Here is a 14625-nt window from a genome sequence, read left to right as displayed (position 1 = left end):
ATTGCCCTGTTATCAAACTATTATGATAAAAACAACCACATCACTGGCTGTGCTTTACATCTTTAAAGTTCATTCAAATTCAATACATCACGCATATCAAATAAGCCATTATCCCGCATTGACACCCAAATAGCCGATTTAACCGCGCCATTGGCGAAAGTCATGCGACTGGTCGCTTTGTGTGTGATTTCAACGCGCTCGCCAATATCAGCAAACATAGCCGTATGCTCTCCAACAATATCGCCAGCACGTACGGTTGCGAAACCGATAGTGCCGGGTTTGCGTTCGCCGGTATGACCTTCACGGCTATAAACCGCGCAATCTTTCAGTGAACGCCCTAGTGAGTCAGCAATTGCCTCCCCCATCGCCAGCGCGGTACCTGAAGGTGCATCAACTTTATGCCGATGATGTGCCTCGATTATTTCGATATCGGTATAGTCACCCATCACTTTCGCTGCCTTCTCTAGCAGCTTTAGCACCACATTAACCCCAACACTGAAATTGGCAGCGAACACAATAGCAATGTCCGTTGCCGCAGCCCTGATTGCTTCTTTACCTGCATCATCAAAGCCAGTAGTGCCAATTATCATCGCCTTACGATATTGATGACAAATGGCTAAATGCTCCAGCGTGCCCTCAGGCCGGGTAAAATCGATCAAAACATCAAAATCATCAATTACATTAGATAAATCATCACTTACTGTGATTTTTAACAACCCCGTTCCGGCCAGTTCGCCAGCATCACTCCCCACTAATGTCGATCCAACACGTTCAACAGCAGCCCCCAGCACCACACCTTCAGTGTGAGTAATTGCCTGGATAAGTTGTCGGCCCATACGGCCGCCCGCGCCGACAACAGCGATACGAATTGTTGAATCAGTCATACTTCCTCTCATATTGTGTCATCTACCCTGACCAAGGTTCAGATTAGCCGCCCGCTATGGACTCTGCCAGCCTATTTAATCTGTATTAGAAAAAAATGATATACGCATGCTTTTATCAGTGAAACCACTTAATTCCTTAAATACGCGGTAACACTTCATCTGGCATAATGCGGTTATTTCGCATATTCATGCAGTTATGGTGAAATACACCCATAAAAAAGCAGCCACTGAGGGCTGCTTTTTAACGTTGAAGCACGGTATCAATCAGTCGATCTGTTTTACATCGACACGTAATTCTTTAGGTACTTCGAAGACGATACTCTCTTCACGGCCACTAAGTTCGATAGACCCACCAGCACCGAGAGCTTGCAAGCGCGCAATAACTTGCTGTACCAGAATATCGGGAGCAGATGCGCCAGCGGTAACACCGATACACGCAGCCCCCTGTAACCATAACTCTTGTATATCGGCCGCTGAATCAATGAGATAAGCAGGCTTACCCATCCGCTGTGCCAACTCAGCCAACCGATTAGAGTTAGAGGAGTTTTTCGAGCCAACCACTAAGACCACATCGGCATCATTAGCCAGATTGCGCACCGCTTCTTGCCGGTTGGTCGTGGCATAGCAGATATCATCTTTGCGTGGACCGACAATCTTCGGGAAACGCTGGTGTAAGGCATCGATAATTGCAGAGGTGTCATCAACCGACAAGGTCGTCTGTGTCATAAAGCACAGATTGTTCTCATCTTTAACCTGCAAAGCCCAGACATCATCAGGTGATTCAACCAGATACATCCCCCCTTTCGGGTTGCTGTATTGCCCCATGGTACCCTCCACTTCCGGGTGACCGGCGTGGCCTATCAAGATGGCTTCTTTACCCTTGCGACTAGCACGTGCGACTTCCATATGAACTTTGGTCACCAATGGGCAGGTTGCGTCAAACAGCATAGTAAGCTTGCGCTCACGAGCTTCTGCTCGCACAGCCTGCGACACGCCATGGGCCGAGAAAATCAGAATAGAGCCATCTGGCACTTCTGAAATCTCCTCGATAAAGATAGCACCACGTTCACGCAAGCTATCAACCACATAACGGTTGTGTACCACTTCATGGCGCACATAGATTGGCGCACCATACATTTCGATCGCGCGTTCAACAATACTGATAGCCCGATCAACTCCGGCACAAAAGCCGCGTGGATTAGCCAGCAATATCTGCATGCATTGCCTCCTGTTGCGGGTCAATCTCCAACACTTCAATTTCAAAGCTAATGGAATGCCCTGCCAACGGGTGATTAAAATCAACAGTAATAGACTCTTCCGCCACTTCCCGCACCACACCTGGCATTTCACTGCCATCACGGGAGGTAAATAGCATAATAGTACCGGCATCTGGCACGCCGGTTTGAGCAAAGTCACGCTGGGTGAAGTACTGAATCAGGTCAGGGCTTTCCAAACCAAACGCATCTTCAGGTTGTAAAGTGAAAGCATGCTTATCACCTACTTTCAAACCAATTAACTGCTGCTCAAGTGCATCAGAAAGGCTGTCATCACCTAAACGAAACAGCGCAGGTTTGCCATGAATATGTGTTGATTCCGCCGTTGAACCATCTTCCAGTTTCAGAGTGAAGTGCACCAATACGGCGCTCTTGTCTTGTACAAAATGGTCTTGTACTTGATTAGCGGGTACACGCTCGGACATCTCATTCACCTTTATTCATGGCCGTTTTTTCAGCAGGGCTTAAAAAACCCTCAAAGATAACCAACGCAGCACCGATACAGATAGCGGTATCGGCGATGTTAAAGGTTGGGAAATGCCAGTTATTGACGTGGAAATCGATAAAATCGATCACCGCGCCATGCACCATGCGATCAAATAAGTTACCTAATGCCCCACCAATAATCAGAGCATAAGCACAATTGAGCAGGCGTTGTTTGGCAGTAGAGCGATACATCAGCACCATTAATACCACTGAAATACCAATAGCTATGCCCGCAAAGAACCAACGCTGCCAGCCACTTTTATCGGCAAGGAAGCTAAAGGCTGCGCCAAAATTCTGTGCGTAGGTCAGGTTAAAAAACGGGATCAGCGGCACTGACTCATACAAGGCAAAGTGGGTCATGACCCACTGTTTGCTGCTGAGATCCAAAATAACCACCAATACCGCCAGCCATAACCAGCGCAATCCGGTCGAACAAATAGGTTTACTCATTAGGCGAACTTACGCTCTTCACCGTCTCCGGCAACGTTAGTGACACAGCGGCCGCACAATTCAGCATGTTCCGCTACCAAACCGACATCTTGAGTGTAATGCCAGCAACGCGGGCACTTCTCACCATCAGCCTTATTAAAGGTGATTTTCAGCCCGGCAATCAACTCACTTTGCAGCGCATCATCACCCGCATCAGCATAAGGGGCAACTTTCGCAGCTGAGGTCAACAGCACAAAACGCAATTCATCTTGCAAACTGTTCAATCGCGCAGCCAGTTCAGGCTCGGCGAACAAGGTAACTGCCGCCTCCAATGAACCACCGATACGCTTATCGCTACGGGCCTGCTCTAACACCTTGTTGACTTCACCACGGACTTTTAACAGCTCGGCCCAGAAAGTATCGTTCATACTTTCATCACCCGCCAACCCGAACAGACCGTCATACCACTCTTCAGTGAAGACATACTGTGGACGACTGCCTGGCAGTTGGTTCCAGATCTCATCTGCGGTAAAGGACATAATAGGTGCCATCCAGCGCACCAATGCTTCTGCGATATGGAACAATGCGGTCTGGCAACTGCGGCGGGCAACGCTGTCGCCTTTCGCGGTGTACTGACGGTCTTTAATGATATCCAAATAGAAGGACCCCATCTCAACCGAGCAGAACTGCATCAAGCGCTGCACCACCAAGTGGAAATCGTAACTTTCGTACGCTGCCATGATCTCAGCTTGAGCTGCCTGGGCACGGCCGACTGCCCAGCGGTCTACGACTACCATATCTTCCGGTTTCACCTGATGCAGCGCAGGATCAAACCCATTTAGATTCGCCAGCAAGAAGCGCGCAGTGTTACGGATACGGCGATAAGAGTCAGCAGAGCGTTTGAGGATTTCGTCAGAAACCGCGATCTCACCGGTGTAATCGGTTGATGCCACCCACAGACGCAGAATGTCACCACCCAGTTTGTTCATCACATCTTGCGGGCTGATGGTGTTACCGATGGATTTGGACATTTTGCGCCCTTGCCCATCAACGGTAAAACCGTGGGTCAGCACTTGGCGATAAGGCGCTTTGCCTTTCATCGCGGTTGCTATCATCAGTGAAGACATAAACCAGCCACGGTGTTGATCAGAACCCTCCAGGTACATATCCGGGCTATGACCACCAAATTCAGGACGCACGTCAACCACCGACGAATGAGTTGAACCGGAGTCAAACCATACGTCCAAGGTGTCTGGCACTTTGGTGTAATCGGCGGCATCAGCACCCAGGATTTCCGCAGGATCCAGATCCCACCATGCCTGAATACCGTCTTGCTCAACGCGTTTGGCGACTTCTTCCATCAGCTCAGTGCTGCGTGGATGTAGTGCTTCAGTCTCTTTGTGCACAAACAGGGACATCGGCACGCCCCAGGTACGCTGACGCGAGATACACCAATCAGGGCGGTTTGCCACCATGGTTTCGATACGTGCCTGACCCCAATCGGGGATCCATTGCACGCCTTTAATCTCTTCCAGCGACTGCTTACGCAGGCCTTTCTGATCCATGCTGATAAACCATTGTGGTGTAGCACGGAAGATAATAGGTGTTTTATGGCGCCAGCAGCACGGGTAGCTGTGAACCAGTTTTTCAACTTTCAGCAGTGCGCCTTTTTCACGTAGCAGCTCAACAATCACATCGTTGGCTTTAAACACGAACATGCCGTCCAGAGTAGGATACGTCCCCGCCAAATAACAGCCATTCGGCCCCACCGGGTTGGCAACTTCTAAACCGTATTTCTGGCCGATAACAAAGTCATCCGGGCCGTGACCAGGTGCTGTGTGAACTGCACCAGTACCGGCATCCAGTGTAACGTGATCACCTAAAATTGCCGGAACATCAAAGCCCATAAACGGATGATTGAAACGCAGCAGTTCCAAATCAGAGCCTTTGCAGCTCCCCAATACCGTCCATTCAGCAATCCCTGCGCGCTTCATGACACTTTCCACCAGATCTTCTGCCAGAATCAGGCATTCGCCATGAACCTGGACAAGTTGGTAAATGTATTCAGCATTCAGTGAAATCGCACGGTTAGCGGGCAAGGTCCACGGAGTTGTCGTCCAGATAACCAGTGAAATCGGGCCTTTAATCGCCGAAACATTAAATTTGGTGGCAACAGCCGCTACATCGACGGCATTAAAGCGCACATCAATGGAAGGTGAGGTTTTATCGTAATATTCAACTTCTGCTTCAGCCAGTGACGAACCACAATCAGTACACCAATGCACTGGCTTCGCGCCTTTGTGCAAGTGGCCGTTATCAATGATTTTGCTTAATGCACGAATGATATTGGCTTCAGTTTTGAAATCCATCGTCAAATAAGGATGGTCCCAATCGCCCAATACCCCCAGGCGGATGAAGTCTTTCTTCTGACCTTCAACCTGCTCAGCCGCATATTTACGGCAAGCAGTACGGAACTCTGCGGCACTGACTTTCTCGCCCGGCTTACCAATTAACTGTTCAACTTTTAACTCAATCGGCAAACCATGGCAGTCCCACCCTGGAATATAAGGAGAGTCGTAACCCGCCATTCCTTTCGATTTAACAATAATGTCTTTGAGAATTTTGTTAACAGAGTGACCAATGTGAATGTTGCCGTTCGCATAAGGAGGGCCGTCGTGCAAAATAAAGGTTTTTTTACCTTTCTTGGCCGTACGAATAATCCCGTACAGATCCTGCTCATACCAACGTTTCAGCATGTCAGGTTCACGCTTAGCCAGATCGCCGCGCATCGGGAACCCTGTTTCAGGCAAGTTCAGGGTATTCTTGTAGTCACTCATTAGATTCTCGGTTCCGTTTCGGCTAGAAATATTAAACCGGTGTCTTTAGCCCGAAAAATGTTCGGGCCGTCACCACATCATGGGCGATTTGCTGCTTCAGGGCATCGAGCGAAGCAAAACGCTGTTCGTTGCGCAGTTTCGCGCGGAGCACCACGTCAATATGGCACCCATAAAGATCCATAGTTACATCCAGCAGATGAACCTCTAGTTGCTGGCGAACACCAGCAACGGTAGGCCGGGTACCAATGTTGGCAACTCCGGGTAATGGCTCTGGACCCAAGCCATACACATCAACCGCATACACTCCTTTCACCGGAGCGACTAAACGTTTTAATGGCAAATTCGCCGTGGGGAAGCCAATCGTGCGCCCCAGTTCATCACCATGAACCACTCGGCCGGAAATGCTATAGGGGTGGCCAAGTAACGCCTCAGCCAACACCAAATCGTCATTATAAAGTGCCTGACGAATTGCGGTGCTACTAATGCGTAACCCACCATCACAAAAGCTATCTGTGCTGATAACATCGAAACCAAATTCAGCACCGGCTTGCTGTAACAGTTGAAAATCCCCCTGACGCTCTGCGCCAAAGCGGAAGTCATCACCAACAGTTAAAAACTTAACACCCAACTTCTCTACCAGCAACTGAGCAACAAAAGCTTGCGCAGTATTAGCTGCAAAACGCGGATCAAATTTTACGCACAACAGATAATCAACGCCGGCCTCAGCCAGATATCTGGCTTTATCCCGCAGGCGCGTTAGCCTTGCTGGTGCTTTGTCCGCTGCAAACAATTCCAGTGGTTGCGGTTCAAATATCATAACCATTACGGGCAAGCCCAAGCGCTGACCTTCACACTTTAGCTGCTCCAATAAGGCCTGATGTCCACGATGGACACCATCAAAGTTACCGATAGTTAGCACGCAACCATGGTGGCGTGCCCGGATATTATGTATACCGCGAATTAGCTCCATAGCTGGCTCAAAACAGTGGAAATCGCCGGATTATACCTTGTACAGCCGTTAAGGTTAACCCGCGATTGGCACCTTTAACCGAAAGTCATACCATTTTGCCAATATTGTGCAGGTAAAATCCCTTTTACTGACTTTATCCTGTAGAATGCGCACGGAGTTTGAATACAGAAGCAGGCTGAGATTTTTACAAGAACCACCGTCGAATCCCTTCAAGGCAGTGAACTGTGGATTTTTCTTTCGAAAGACTGTATTCCGCAGTGCGAAGCTGGTAAAATCCCGCTCCATCACAACGTAGCAAGTGCCGCCCGTACAAACGGCGCTTATTTGCACAAATCCATTGACAAACGAAGGCTAAAAGGGCATATTCCTCGGCCTTTGAATTGTCCTCAATAGAATATATTTGGGAGTTGGACCTTGGCTAATATCAAATCAGCTAAGAAACGCGCCGTACAGTCTGAGAAACGCCGCAAGCATAATGCTAGCCGTCGCTCAATGGTGCGTACCTTCATTAAGAAGGTGTATGCGGCAATTGCAGCTGGCGATAAAGACGCAGCGCAAAAAGCATTTAATGAAATGCAACCAATCGTGGATCGTCAGTCCTGTAAAGGTCTGATCCACAAAAACAAAGCAGCGCGCCATAAGTCAAACTTAGTCGCGCAAATCAACGCAATGCAGTAATTGCATTACGTCGATTGCTTAGTAAAAAGACCGGCCTAGGCCGGTTTTTTTATATCTATTTTTTGAATTGCTTATAATTTAGCCTATTCACGGCAAGACCCATTTATAGCCTATAGAGTTCAAAACGCAGAAAGTCAGCCATCAAATGACAAATTGGTATAAACCCGAGGTGACAGCATTTATGTCAGCCCCTAGGGTGGCACTCATTAATCCCGATAAGCTGACATATTTATGAACGAGTGCAATCAACACAGCTGTAGTTTGCAAGGTAACGTGGCTATTTAGCCACTAAAGAGCGCGGAAAAATCTTTGTTACATACCCGCTGCACTGCCGGATGTTGGATCATACGCTCGGCAAAAATCACATAATATTCTTCCTGCACACTGTCTAAGCGGCCAATTTCGACTATCTGGTCATCTTTAGCGTAGGTATCAGCAGCGTACATTGTCGGTGCAACAAAAATAGCATTGTTATAAATAGCGAAAGCATTCATCAGTGCCGCGTCATCAAACTCACCCAAAATCTCTACCTGTAGCCCTTTACTGTTAATCCAGTTCAGCAATTTGCGCCCAAGCATGGAACGACGGCCCGGTATCAACAAACGCTTTTGCTGCAAACAAGCAGGGAAAGGTAAATCAGGGATCGGCTGACGACAATAAAAACTCACGCTGCATTCGCCCAGTTTGACAGAGAACAACCCTTCTTGTTGGCTGGAATCAACCGGACAATCGGACAGAATCATATCCAGTTTGTGCTGACTCAACTGCTCCAGCAGCATTTCGTGGGTCGATTCAAAACAGCGCAGATGAATCTTTTCGTTCTCAACGACAGCCGTTTCCAGAACCTGGCTCACCAAGCGCTTGGATAATGCATCGGCAACACCAACATCGAAAAGTAGATTAGATTCTTTGCGATAATTAACGATATCCAGCATTTCATGGCTAAGCATGAACATTTTATCCGCATAACGAAAGACCAACTGCCCCAACTCTGATGGCACCAAGCCTCGCCCTTGTCGCTTAAATAACTTCCCCCCCAGACGCTCTTCCAACGCTTTAATTTGCCCGGTAATTGTTTGTGGCGTCAGGAATAATGCTTCTGCTGCACCGACGACTGAACCTTCTTTACAGACCTGCCAAAAGTAATAAAGATGATTGAAATTGATATGTGACATTCGCATGTTGTTATCCCCTTAACATATCGGCGAGCCAGATATACCCGTCCTACTTCAAGTTGCATGTGCATTGGCAGCGTTCAAAATGGTTTACAACCAATCTGCCTTTCACTTGCCGACTTCCTGCAACTCGAATTATTTAGGGTGTATATAACCTCATGCACGACTAAACGTTCCCTGTTCTGACGGTAAGCCTAGAAATCCATCAGGTAGAACACCAGTACCTTTACGAGCGGCACTGGTCATTCAAATAGTAATCAGCGAGTTATTTTTCTTGTTGCTGGCAAGGCCATACGCAACAAGCTATAACCCACAATGGCTGCGGTGGTGGAGCCTAATAATATGCCCAACTTAGAATAGGTAAGCAAAGCGAGATCGGCGCCATCAAATGCCAGCGACGCAATAAATATCGACATAGTAAAACCGATACCGCATAGCACCGACACCGCAAAAATCTGCTTAAAGTTTATTGCGTCAGGTAGTTTAGCCACCCCTAACTTAACCGCGAGCCAACTAAAGAGGAAAATCCCCAGTGGCTTACCAATAAACAGACCGCTCGCAATCCCCAGAGGCAATAGCGATGTCAATCCAGCGAGTGAAACGCCTTGCAATGAAACCCCCGCATTGGCAAACGCAAACAGTGGCAAGATCAAATAAGCAACCCATGGGTGCAAACCATGTTCGAGCGATTCTGACGGTGAACGCTTATCTTTAGTGTGCAACGGTATCATAAAGCCGACAATGACCCCGGCTAAGGTCGCATGCACACCTGATTTGAGGATGCAGACCCACAATACCAATCCCACCAGTAGATACGCAGAGGTTTTCCCTACCCCACGCCAATTCATGTAAGCCAGTAGCGCAATAGCCGCAGCAGCTATGCCTAAGGCTTGCAGTGAAACCTCGTGGGTATAGAACAACGCAATAATGATGATGACACCCAAGTCATCAATAATGGCCAGCGCCAGTAAAAAGACTTTAAGACTGGTTGGAACCCGATTCCCCAACAGAGCCATCACACCTAACGCAAAGGCGATATCAGTAGCCGCAGGAATTGCCCAGCCCTGGCGGGTAACCTCATCAGCAGCGTTAAATAATAGATAAATCAAAGCCGGTGCCAGCATACCACCTAATGCTGCTATGGCCGGAAAAACCGCTTTATCGCGGCCAGCTAACGAACCTTCCATCAGTTCGCGCTTAACTTCCAGCCCAATCATCAGGAAGAATATCGCCATTAAACCGTCATTAATCCACAGTAATAGTGGCTTGCTGATATCCAGCGAGGCTATCTTTACCGATACCGGTACATCAAGAAATGATTGGTAAATGCTAAATAGGGGGCTGTTAGCCATAAATAAGGCGACGGTGGCAGCAAAAATTAGAATCAGCCCACCCGCGGCCTCTTGGCGTAAAAATTGACGGATCATGTTTGTCACAATGAATAACTCCTTACATCGGACAGTGAGCCTGTGCCCGGCGAATCAATGCATCAATTTTAAGATAGTCTTCAACTCGAAAAAAGTCGTTTTTAAGACATCAAATGATCGAAAAAACCGAGCCATTGATGATTTACTTCACATATATATTTAGTCGATGATGAAAAAAATCCCCGACGTTAATCGAGGATTTTTCGTTTTCTTGCACTTTCTTAGCCGATTAACAACTCATTGATCAGCGAGTCAAATCGTCAAAGAATTTCTTAACGCCATCTAAGAAGCTTTTAGAGCGGGGACTATTTTTCTCACCCGCAGCACCGACGAAACTCTCTTCCAGTTCACGCAGTAGCTGTTTCTGTTTTTCGCTCAGATGGACTGGTGTCTCAACCACAACACGGCATAACAGGTCACCCTGACTTCCGCCACGCACAGATTTAACACCCTTGCCACGCATGCGAAACAGCTTGCCGGTTTGGGTCTCTGCTGGGACTTTCAGCTTAACCCGGCCATCCAGCGTTGGGACTTCAATCTCGCCGCCTAAGGCTGCCATAGCAAAGTTAATTGGCACTTCACAATACAGGTTATTGCCTTCACGTTCGAAGATTGGGTGCGCTTTAACTTGCACCTGAACATATAAATCACCTGCTGGCGCGCCATGTTCACCCGCTTCACCTTCGCCACTTAAGCGAATGCGGTCACCGGTATCAACACCGGCGGGGATCTTAACCGACAGTGTTTTGGATTTTTCAACACGGCCATGCCCATGGCACTTGTTGCAAGGATCTTTAATGATTTGACCATTACCCTGACAAGTAGGACATGCCTGCTGGACGGTAAAGAACCCTTGGCGCATATGTACCTGACCTGCACCACGGCAAGTCGAACAAGTGACTGGCGAACTTCCTGGCTTAGCGCCACTACCGTGGCAAACATCACACTCATTCAGCGTTGGGATGCGAATTTCTTTCGTCACGCCGCGCACGGCTTCTTCCAGTGTCAGATCCATGTTGTAGCGTAGATCGGAACCACGGGAAGCACGCTGACGGCGGCCACCACCAAAGATATCACCGAAAACATCACCAAAAATGTCGCTAAAATCAGCACCACCGCCACCACCAAAACCGCCGCCGCCCATGCCACCTTGTTCAAAGGCTGCATGACCATATTGATCATATGCTGCACGTTTTTGTGGGTCAGTCAGAATTTCGTAAGCTTCTTTAACTTCTTTAAAATTTTCACCGGTATCGTTCTCGTCCTGATTACGGTCCGGGTGATACTTTACTGCCAGGCGTTTATAGGCCTTTTTGATTTCACGTTCATCGGCGCCCTTACTGACGCCTAAAACCTCGTAATAATCTCTCTTCGCCATTCTCTTTTTTTCCTACCCTTAACATGCGTGCACGGGCGTAGAGTTTCCTCGACGCCCGTGCTGGTTTCCAGCAACAGTAAGGCCTACCACTGCTGTGCCCGCTTAAGGGCGATTATTTTTTGTCTTTCACTTCTTCGAATTCGGCGTCTACCACGTCGTCTTCTTTCTTGGCACTGGTGTCACCAGCATCGCCGCCTGCGGCTGCTTGCTGCTGCTGAGCCATTTCCAGCAATTTGCCAGAAACCTGCACCAGAGCCTGAGTTTTCGCTTCAATTTCAGCTTTGTCTTCGCCTTTCAGAGCAGCTTCCAGCGCTTTCAAAGCATCTTCGATCGCAGTTTTGTCTTCTGCTGGCAGTTTGTCGCCGGCTTCTTCCAACTGTTTACGGGTGCCGTGAATCAGATGGTCAGCCTGGTTGCGAGTCTGAACCAGTTCCTCAAACTTACGGTCTGCTTCTGCGTTAGCTTCTGCATCACGTACCATTTTCTGGATCTCTTCCTCGTTCAAACCAGAAGATGCCTTGATGGTTATCTTCTGCTCACGACCGGTATTCTTGTCTTTAGCAGACACATGCAGAATACCATCGGCGTCGATATCGAAAGTCACTTCGATTTGCGCCATACCGCGAGGAGCAGCCTGGATACCGTCCAAATTGAACTGACCCAGAGACTTGTTATCCTGAGCACGTTTACGCTCACCCTGAAGCACATGGATGGTTACCGCAGACTGGTTGTCTTCTGCAGTAGAGAACACCTGGCTGTGCTTAGTTGGGATAGTGGTGTTTTTAGTGATAAGCGGGGTCATCACACCACCCATGGTTTCAATACCCAGTGACAGTGGGGTAACGTCCAATAACAGAACGTCTTTCACTTCACCAGACAGAACACCACCCTGCACTGCCGCACCAATGGCTACAGCTTCATCTGGGTTAACGTCTTTGCGTGGTTCTTTACCGAAGAAATCAGCAACTTTCTTCTGAACCATTGGCATACGAGTCTGACCACCAACCAGGATAACGTCCTGGATATCGGAAACAGACAGGCCAGCATCTTGTAAAGCCACTTTCAGTGGTTCAATAGAACGATTAACCAAATCTTCTACCAGTGACTCCAATTTAGCGCGGGTCACTTTGATGTTCATGTGTTTTGGACCGCTGCCATCAGCCGTGATGTACGGCAGGTTAACGTCGGTCTGTTGAGCTGAAGACAGCTCGATTTTTGCTTTTTCAGCGGCTTCTTTCAGGCGCTGCATTGCCAGTGGATCGGTACGCAGATCCATACCCTGGTCTTTCTTGAATTCGTCAACCAGATAGTTGATCAGACGGCTATCAAAGTCTTCACCACCCAAGTGAGTATCACCGTTGGTTGCCAGAACTTCGAAGGTTTTTTCACCGTCAACTTCGTCGATTTCGATGATAGAGATATCGAAAGTACCACCACCGAGGTCATAAACCGCGATAGTACGGTTGCCGACTTCTTTGTCCAGACCGTAGGCCAGTGCCGCTGCGGTTGGTTCGTTGATGATACGTTTTACTTCCAGACCGGCGATACGGCCAGCATCTTTCGTTGCCTGACGCTGAGCATCGTTGAAGTAAGCCGGTACAGTGATAACCGCTTCAGTGACTGGTTCACCCAGAAAATCTTCAGCTGTTTTCTTCATTTTCTTCAGAACTTCAGCAGAAATCTGTGGTGGTGCAACTTTCTGGCCTTTTACTTCAACCCAAGCATCACCATTGTCGGCTGCCACGATTTTGTACGGCATGATATCTTTATCACGCTGCGCTTCTTCATCCTGGAAACGACGGCCAATCAAACGTTTGATGGCAAACAGTGTGTTTTGTGGGTTAGTAATAGCCTGACGTTTAGCCGGTTGACCAACCAGAATCTCACCATCTTGGGTATAAGCGATGATAGAAGGCGTAGTACGGTCGCCTTCGCTGTTTTCCAGCACACGAGCTTTAGTGCCATCCATAATTGCTACACAAGAGTTGGTAGTACCCAAGTCGATACCAATAATTTTACCCATCTAAAACGCCTCCACTAAAAAGTCATATTCGGTCAAGTTACTAATCTATATGTGGGCGGATTGTTTGTTTTCAACTGCCCGTATTTTGTTAATCAATGTTTTCATGCCCAATATTTTACTGATGCATGTGTCCGCTGATCCACGATTAGTCCCTGCGGTTGGGAATAAGATGGGGCCACGAAACGCAGCATCAAGGGGGGAGATGAAAAAAAATTACTTTTTATCACCCTCGAGATCATTGTTTCCAACCGCGTGGATCATTATGATGCGGCGCGCACTGAGGGAATCGACGACTTTTTGGTCATTCAGGCGTTTGATACTTATTCGGATAACTATCCATTTTTTAGCATTCTGTTAATTGCAGAGGACTTATGAACACCACCAAGTTGGCAAATCCTGGCCCGTTAGGCCTGATGGGTTTTGGGATGACAACCGTCTTGCTCAACCTACACAATGCAGGTTTCTTCCCCCTGACCTCTGTTATTTTGAGTATGGGGATTTTTTACGGCGGTCTGGCACAAATTCTGGCGGGTATGCTGGAATATAAGAAGGGTAATACTTTCGCGGCCACTGCATTTACCTCCTATGGCGCATTTTGGCTGAGCCTGGTCGGTTTGCTGATGTTACCTAAGATGGGTATGGCTGACGCAACTGATGCACAATTCCTCGGCGTTTATTTAGGTTTATGGGGCATCTTCACACTGTTTATGTTCTTCGGAACTTTGCCCGCTAACCGTGCTTTGCAGTTTGTGTTCGGTAGCCTGACGCTGCTGTTTGCGCTGCTGGCCGTCGGTAACTTCACCGGTAACCATTCACTGCTGGTTTTCGCCGGTTTCGAAGGCATCATTTGTGGTGCAAGTGCAATTTACCTGGCAATGGCAGAAGTATTGAACGAACAATATGGCCGTACCGTATTACCGATTGGTGAACCAAGCCCAACTTTACAAGCGCAACATGTAGTTTAATTAGGAAGTTTAGATTTAAAGCCCCTGGAGCATTCATGTTTCAGGGGCTTTTTTATGTTTACTTATTACGTCTAAAAAAATTGATTACTTGATTAAAAT

General features: G+C 47.9%; 12 protein-coding genes. 2 read left to right on the top strand and 10 right to left on the bottom strand.

What is annotated here, in order from left to right:
* Window positions 1-62: 62 nt before the first annotated feature.
* From dapB to ribF, 6 genes are all read right to left on the bottom strand, one after another.
* The gene (gene dapB, locus V2A85_RS16715) at window positions 63-884 is read right to left on the bottom strand and encodes a 4-hydroxy-tetrahydrodipicolinate reductase (RefSeq protein ID WP_420071885.1); all 822 of its coding nucleotides are present in this window, start codon (window positions 882-884) and stop codon (window positions 63-65) included.
* Between the two features lie 264 nt (window positions 885-1148).
* A complete protein-coding gene (ispH, locus tag V2A85_RS16710; RefSeq protein WP_372557977.1) occupies window positions 1149-2102 on the bottom strand; it encodes a 4-hydroxy-3-methylbut-2-enyl diphosphate reductase in 954 nt (317 codons plus the stop codon).
* Complete coding sequence (gene fkpB, locus V2A85_RS16705) at window positions 2083-2583, bottom strand: FKBP-type peptidyl-prolyl cis-trans isomerase (protein ID WP_372557976.1); 501 nt, start codon at window positions 2581-2583, stop codon at window positions 2083-2085. The genes ispH and fkpB overlap by 20 nt, the downstream gene beginning before the upstream one ends.
* Window position 2584: 1 nt before the next feature.
* Window positions 2585-3094 carry a signal peptidase II gene (gene lspA, locus V2A85_RS16700; RefSeq protein ID WP_372557975.1) on the bottom strand — a complete coding sequence of 170 codons (510 nt, stop codon included), beginning with the start codon at window positions 3092-3094 and terminating at the stop codon, window positions 2585-2587.
* Entirely contained in the window at window positions 3094-5910 is a 2817-nt protein-coding gene (gene ileS, locus V2A85_RS16695; RefSeq protein WP_420071884.1) for an isoleucine--tRNA ligase, read from the bottom strand. The genes lspA and ileS overlap by 1 nt, the downstream gene beginning before the upstream one ends.
* A gap of 31 nt (window positions 5911-5941) precedes the next feature.
* Window positions 5942-6880 (bottom strand): bifunctional riboflavin kinase/FAD synthetase, encoded by a 939-nt coding sequence (ribF, locus tag V2A85_RS16690; protein ID WP_420071883.1) that lies wholly within the window; start codon window positions 6878-6880, stop codon window positions 5942-5944.
* A 414-nt stretch (window positions 6881-7294) separates the two neighbouring features.
* Between ribF and rpsT the strand changes: the two genes are divergently transcribed.
* Window positions 7295-7558, top strand: coding sequence for a 30S ribosomal protein S20 (gene rpsT / locus V2A85_RS16685; RefSeq protein WP_002220715.1), 264 nt, complete (start codon window positions 7295-7297; stop codon window positions 7556-7558).
* Between the two features lie 281 nt (window positions 7559-7839).
* On the opposite strand, the gene nhaR is transcribed toward rpsT, so the two are convergent.
* The 4 genes from nhaR to dnaK form a co-directional block, all read right to left on the bottom strand.
* Window positions 7840-8739, bottom strand: a complete 900-nt coding sequence (nhaR, locus tag V2A85_RS16680; RefSeq protein ID WP_083160614.1) for a transcriptional activator NhaR — start codon at window positions 8737-8739, stop codon at window positions 7840-7842.
* 251 nt (window positions 8740-8990) lie between these two features.
* Window positions 8991-10169 (bottom strand): Na+/H+ antiporter NhaA, encoded by a 1179-nt coding sequence (gene nhaA, locus V2A85_RS16675; RefSeq protein WP_372557972.1) that lies wholly within the window; start codon window positions 10167-10169, stop codon window positions 8991-8993.
* Between the two features lie 235 nt (window positions 10170-10404).
* A complete protein-coding gene (gene dnaJ / locus V2A85_RS16670; protein WP_083160619.1) occupies window positions 10405-11538 on the bottom strand; it encodes a molecular chaperone DnaJ in 1134 nt (377 codons plus the stop codon).
* A 112-nt stretch (window positions 11539-11650) separates the two neighbouring features.
* Window positions 11651-13561 carry a molecular chaperone DnaK gene (gene dnaK / locus V2A85_RS16665; RefSeq protein ID WP_420071882.1) on the bottom strand — a complete coding sequence of 637 codons (1911 nt, stop codon included), beginning with the start codon at window positions 13559-13561 and terminating at the stop codon, window positions 11651-11653.
* Between the two features lie 371 nt (window positions 13562-13932).
* Here dnaK and satP point away from each other — a divergent pair, with 371 nt between their 5' ends.
* Window positions 13933-14526, top strand: coding sequence for an acetate uptake transporter (gene satP, locus V2A85_RS16660; RefSeq protein ID WP_083160623.1), 594 nt, complete (start codon window positions 13933-13935; stop codon window positions 14524-14526).
* Window positions 14527-14625 lie beyond the last annotated feature (99 nt).

Origin of the sequence: Yersinia sp. 1252 StPb PI, from assembly GCF_048593885.1 — a bacterium.
Classification (GTDB): Bacteria; Pseudomonadota; Gammaproteobacteria; order Enterobacterales; family Enterobacteriaceae; genus Yersinia; species Yersinia enterocolitica_E.
The sequence above is the reverse complement of the archived record's forward strand: the minus strand, read 5'-3'. Positions and strand labels throughout refer to the sequence as shown.

Coding starts and splice junctions, on each gene's coding strand:
- fkpB (WP_372557976.1), bottom strand. CDS start 2,583: ATGTCCGAGCGTGTACCCGCTAATCAAGTACAAGACCATTTTGTACAA.
- satP (WP_083160623.1), top strand. CDS start 13,933: ATGAACACCACCAAGTTGGCAAATCCTGGCCCGTTAGGCCTGATGGGT.
- ileS (WP_420071884.1), bottom strand. CDS start 5,910: ATGAGTGACTACAAGAATACCCTGAACTTGCCTGAAACAGGGTTCCCG.
- lspA (WP_372557975.1), bottom strand. CDS start 3,094: ATGAGTAAACCTATTTGTTCGACCGGATTGCGCTGGTTATGGCTGGCG.
- ispH (WP_372557977.1), bottom strand. CDS start 2,102: ATGCAGATATTGCTGGCTAATCCACGCGGCTTTTGTGCCGGAGTTGAT.
- dapB (WP_420071885.1), bottom strand. CDS start 884: ATGACTGATTCAACAATTCGTATCGCTGTTGTCGGCGCGGGCGGCCGT.
- dnaJ (WP_083160619.1), bottom strand. CDS start 11,538: ATGGCGAAGAGAGATTATTACGAGGTTTTAGGCGTCAGTAAGGGCGCC.
- dnaK (WP_420071882.1), bottom strand. CDS start 13,561: ATGGGTAAAATTATTGGTATCGACTTGGGTACTACCAACTCTTGTGTA.
- nhaR (WP_083160614.1), bottom strand. CDS start 8,739: ATGCGAATGTCACATATCAATTTCAATCATCTTTATTACTTTTGGCAG.
- ribF (WP_420071883.1), bottom strand. CDS start 6,880: ATGGAGCTAATTCGCGGTATACATAATATCCGGGCACGCCACCATGGT.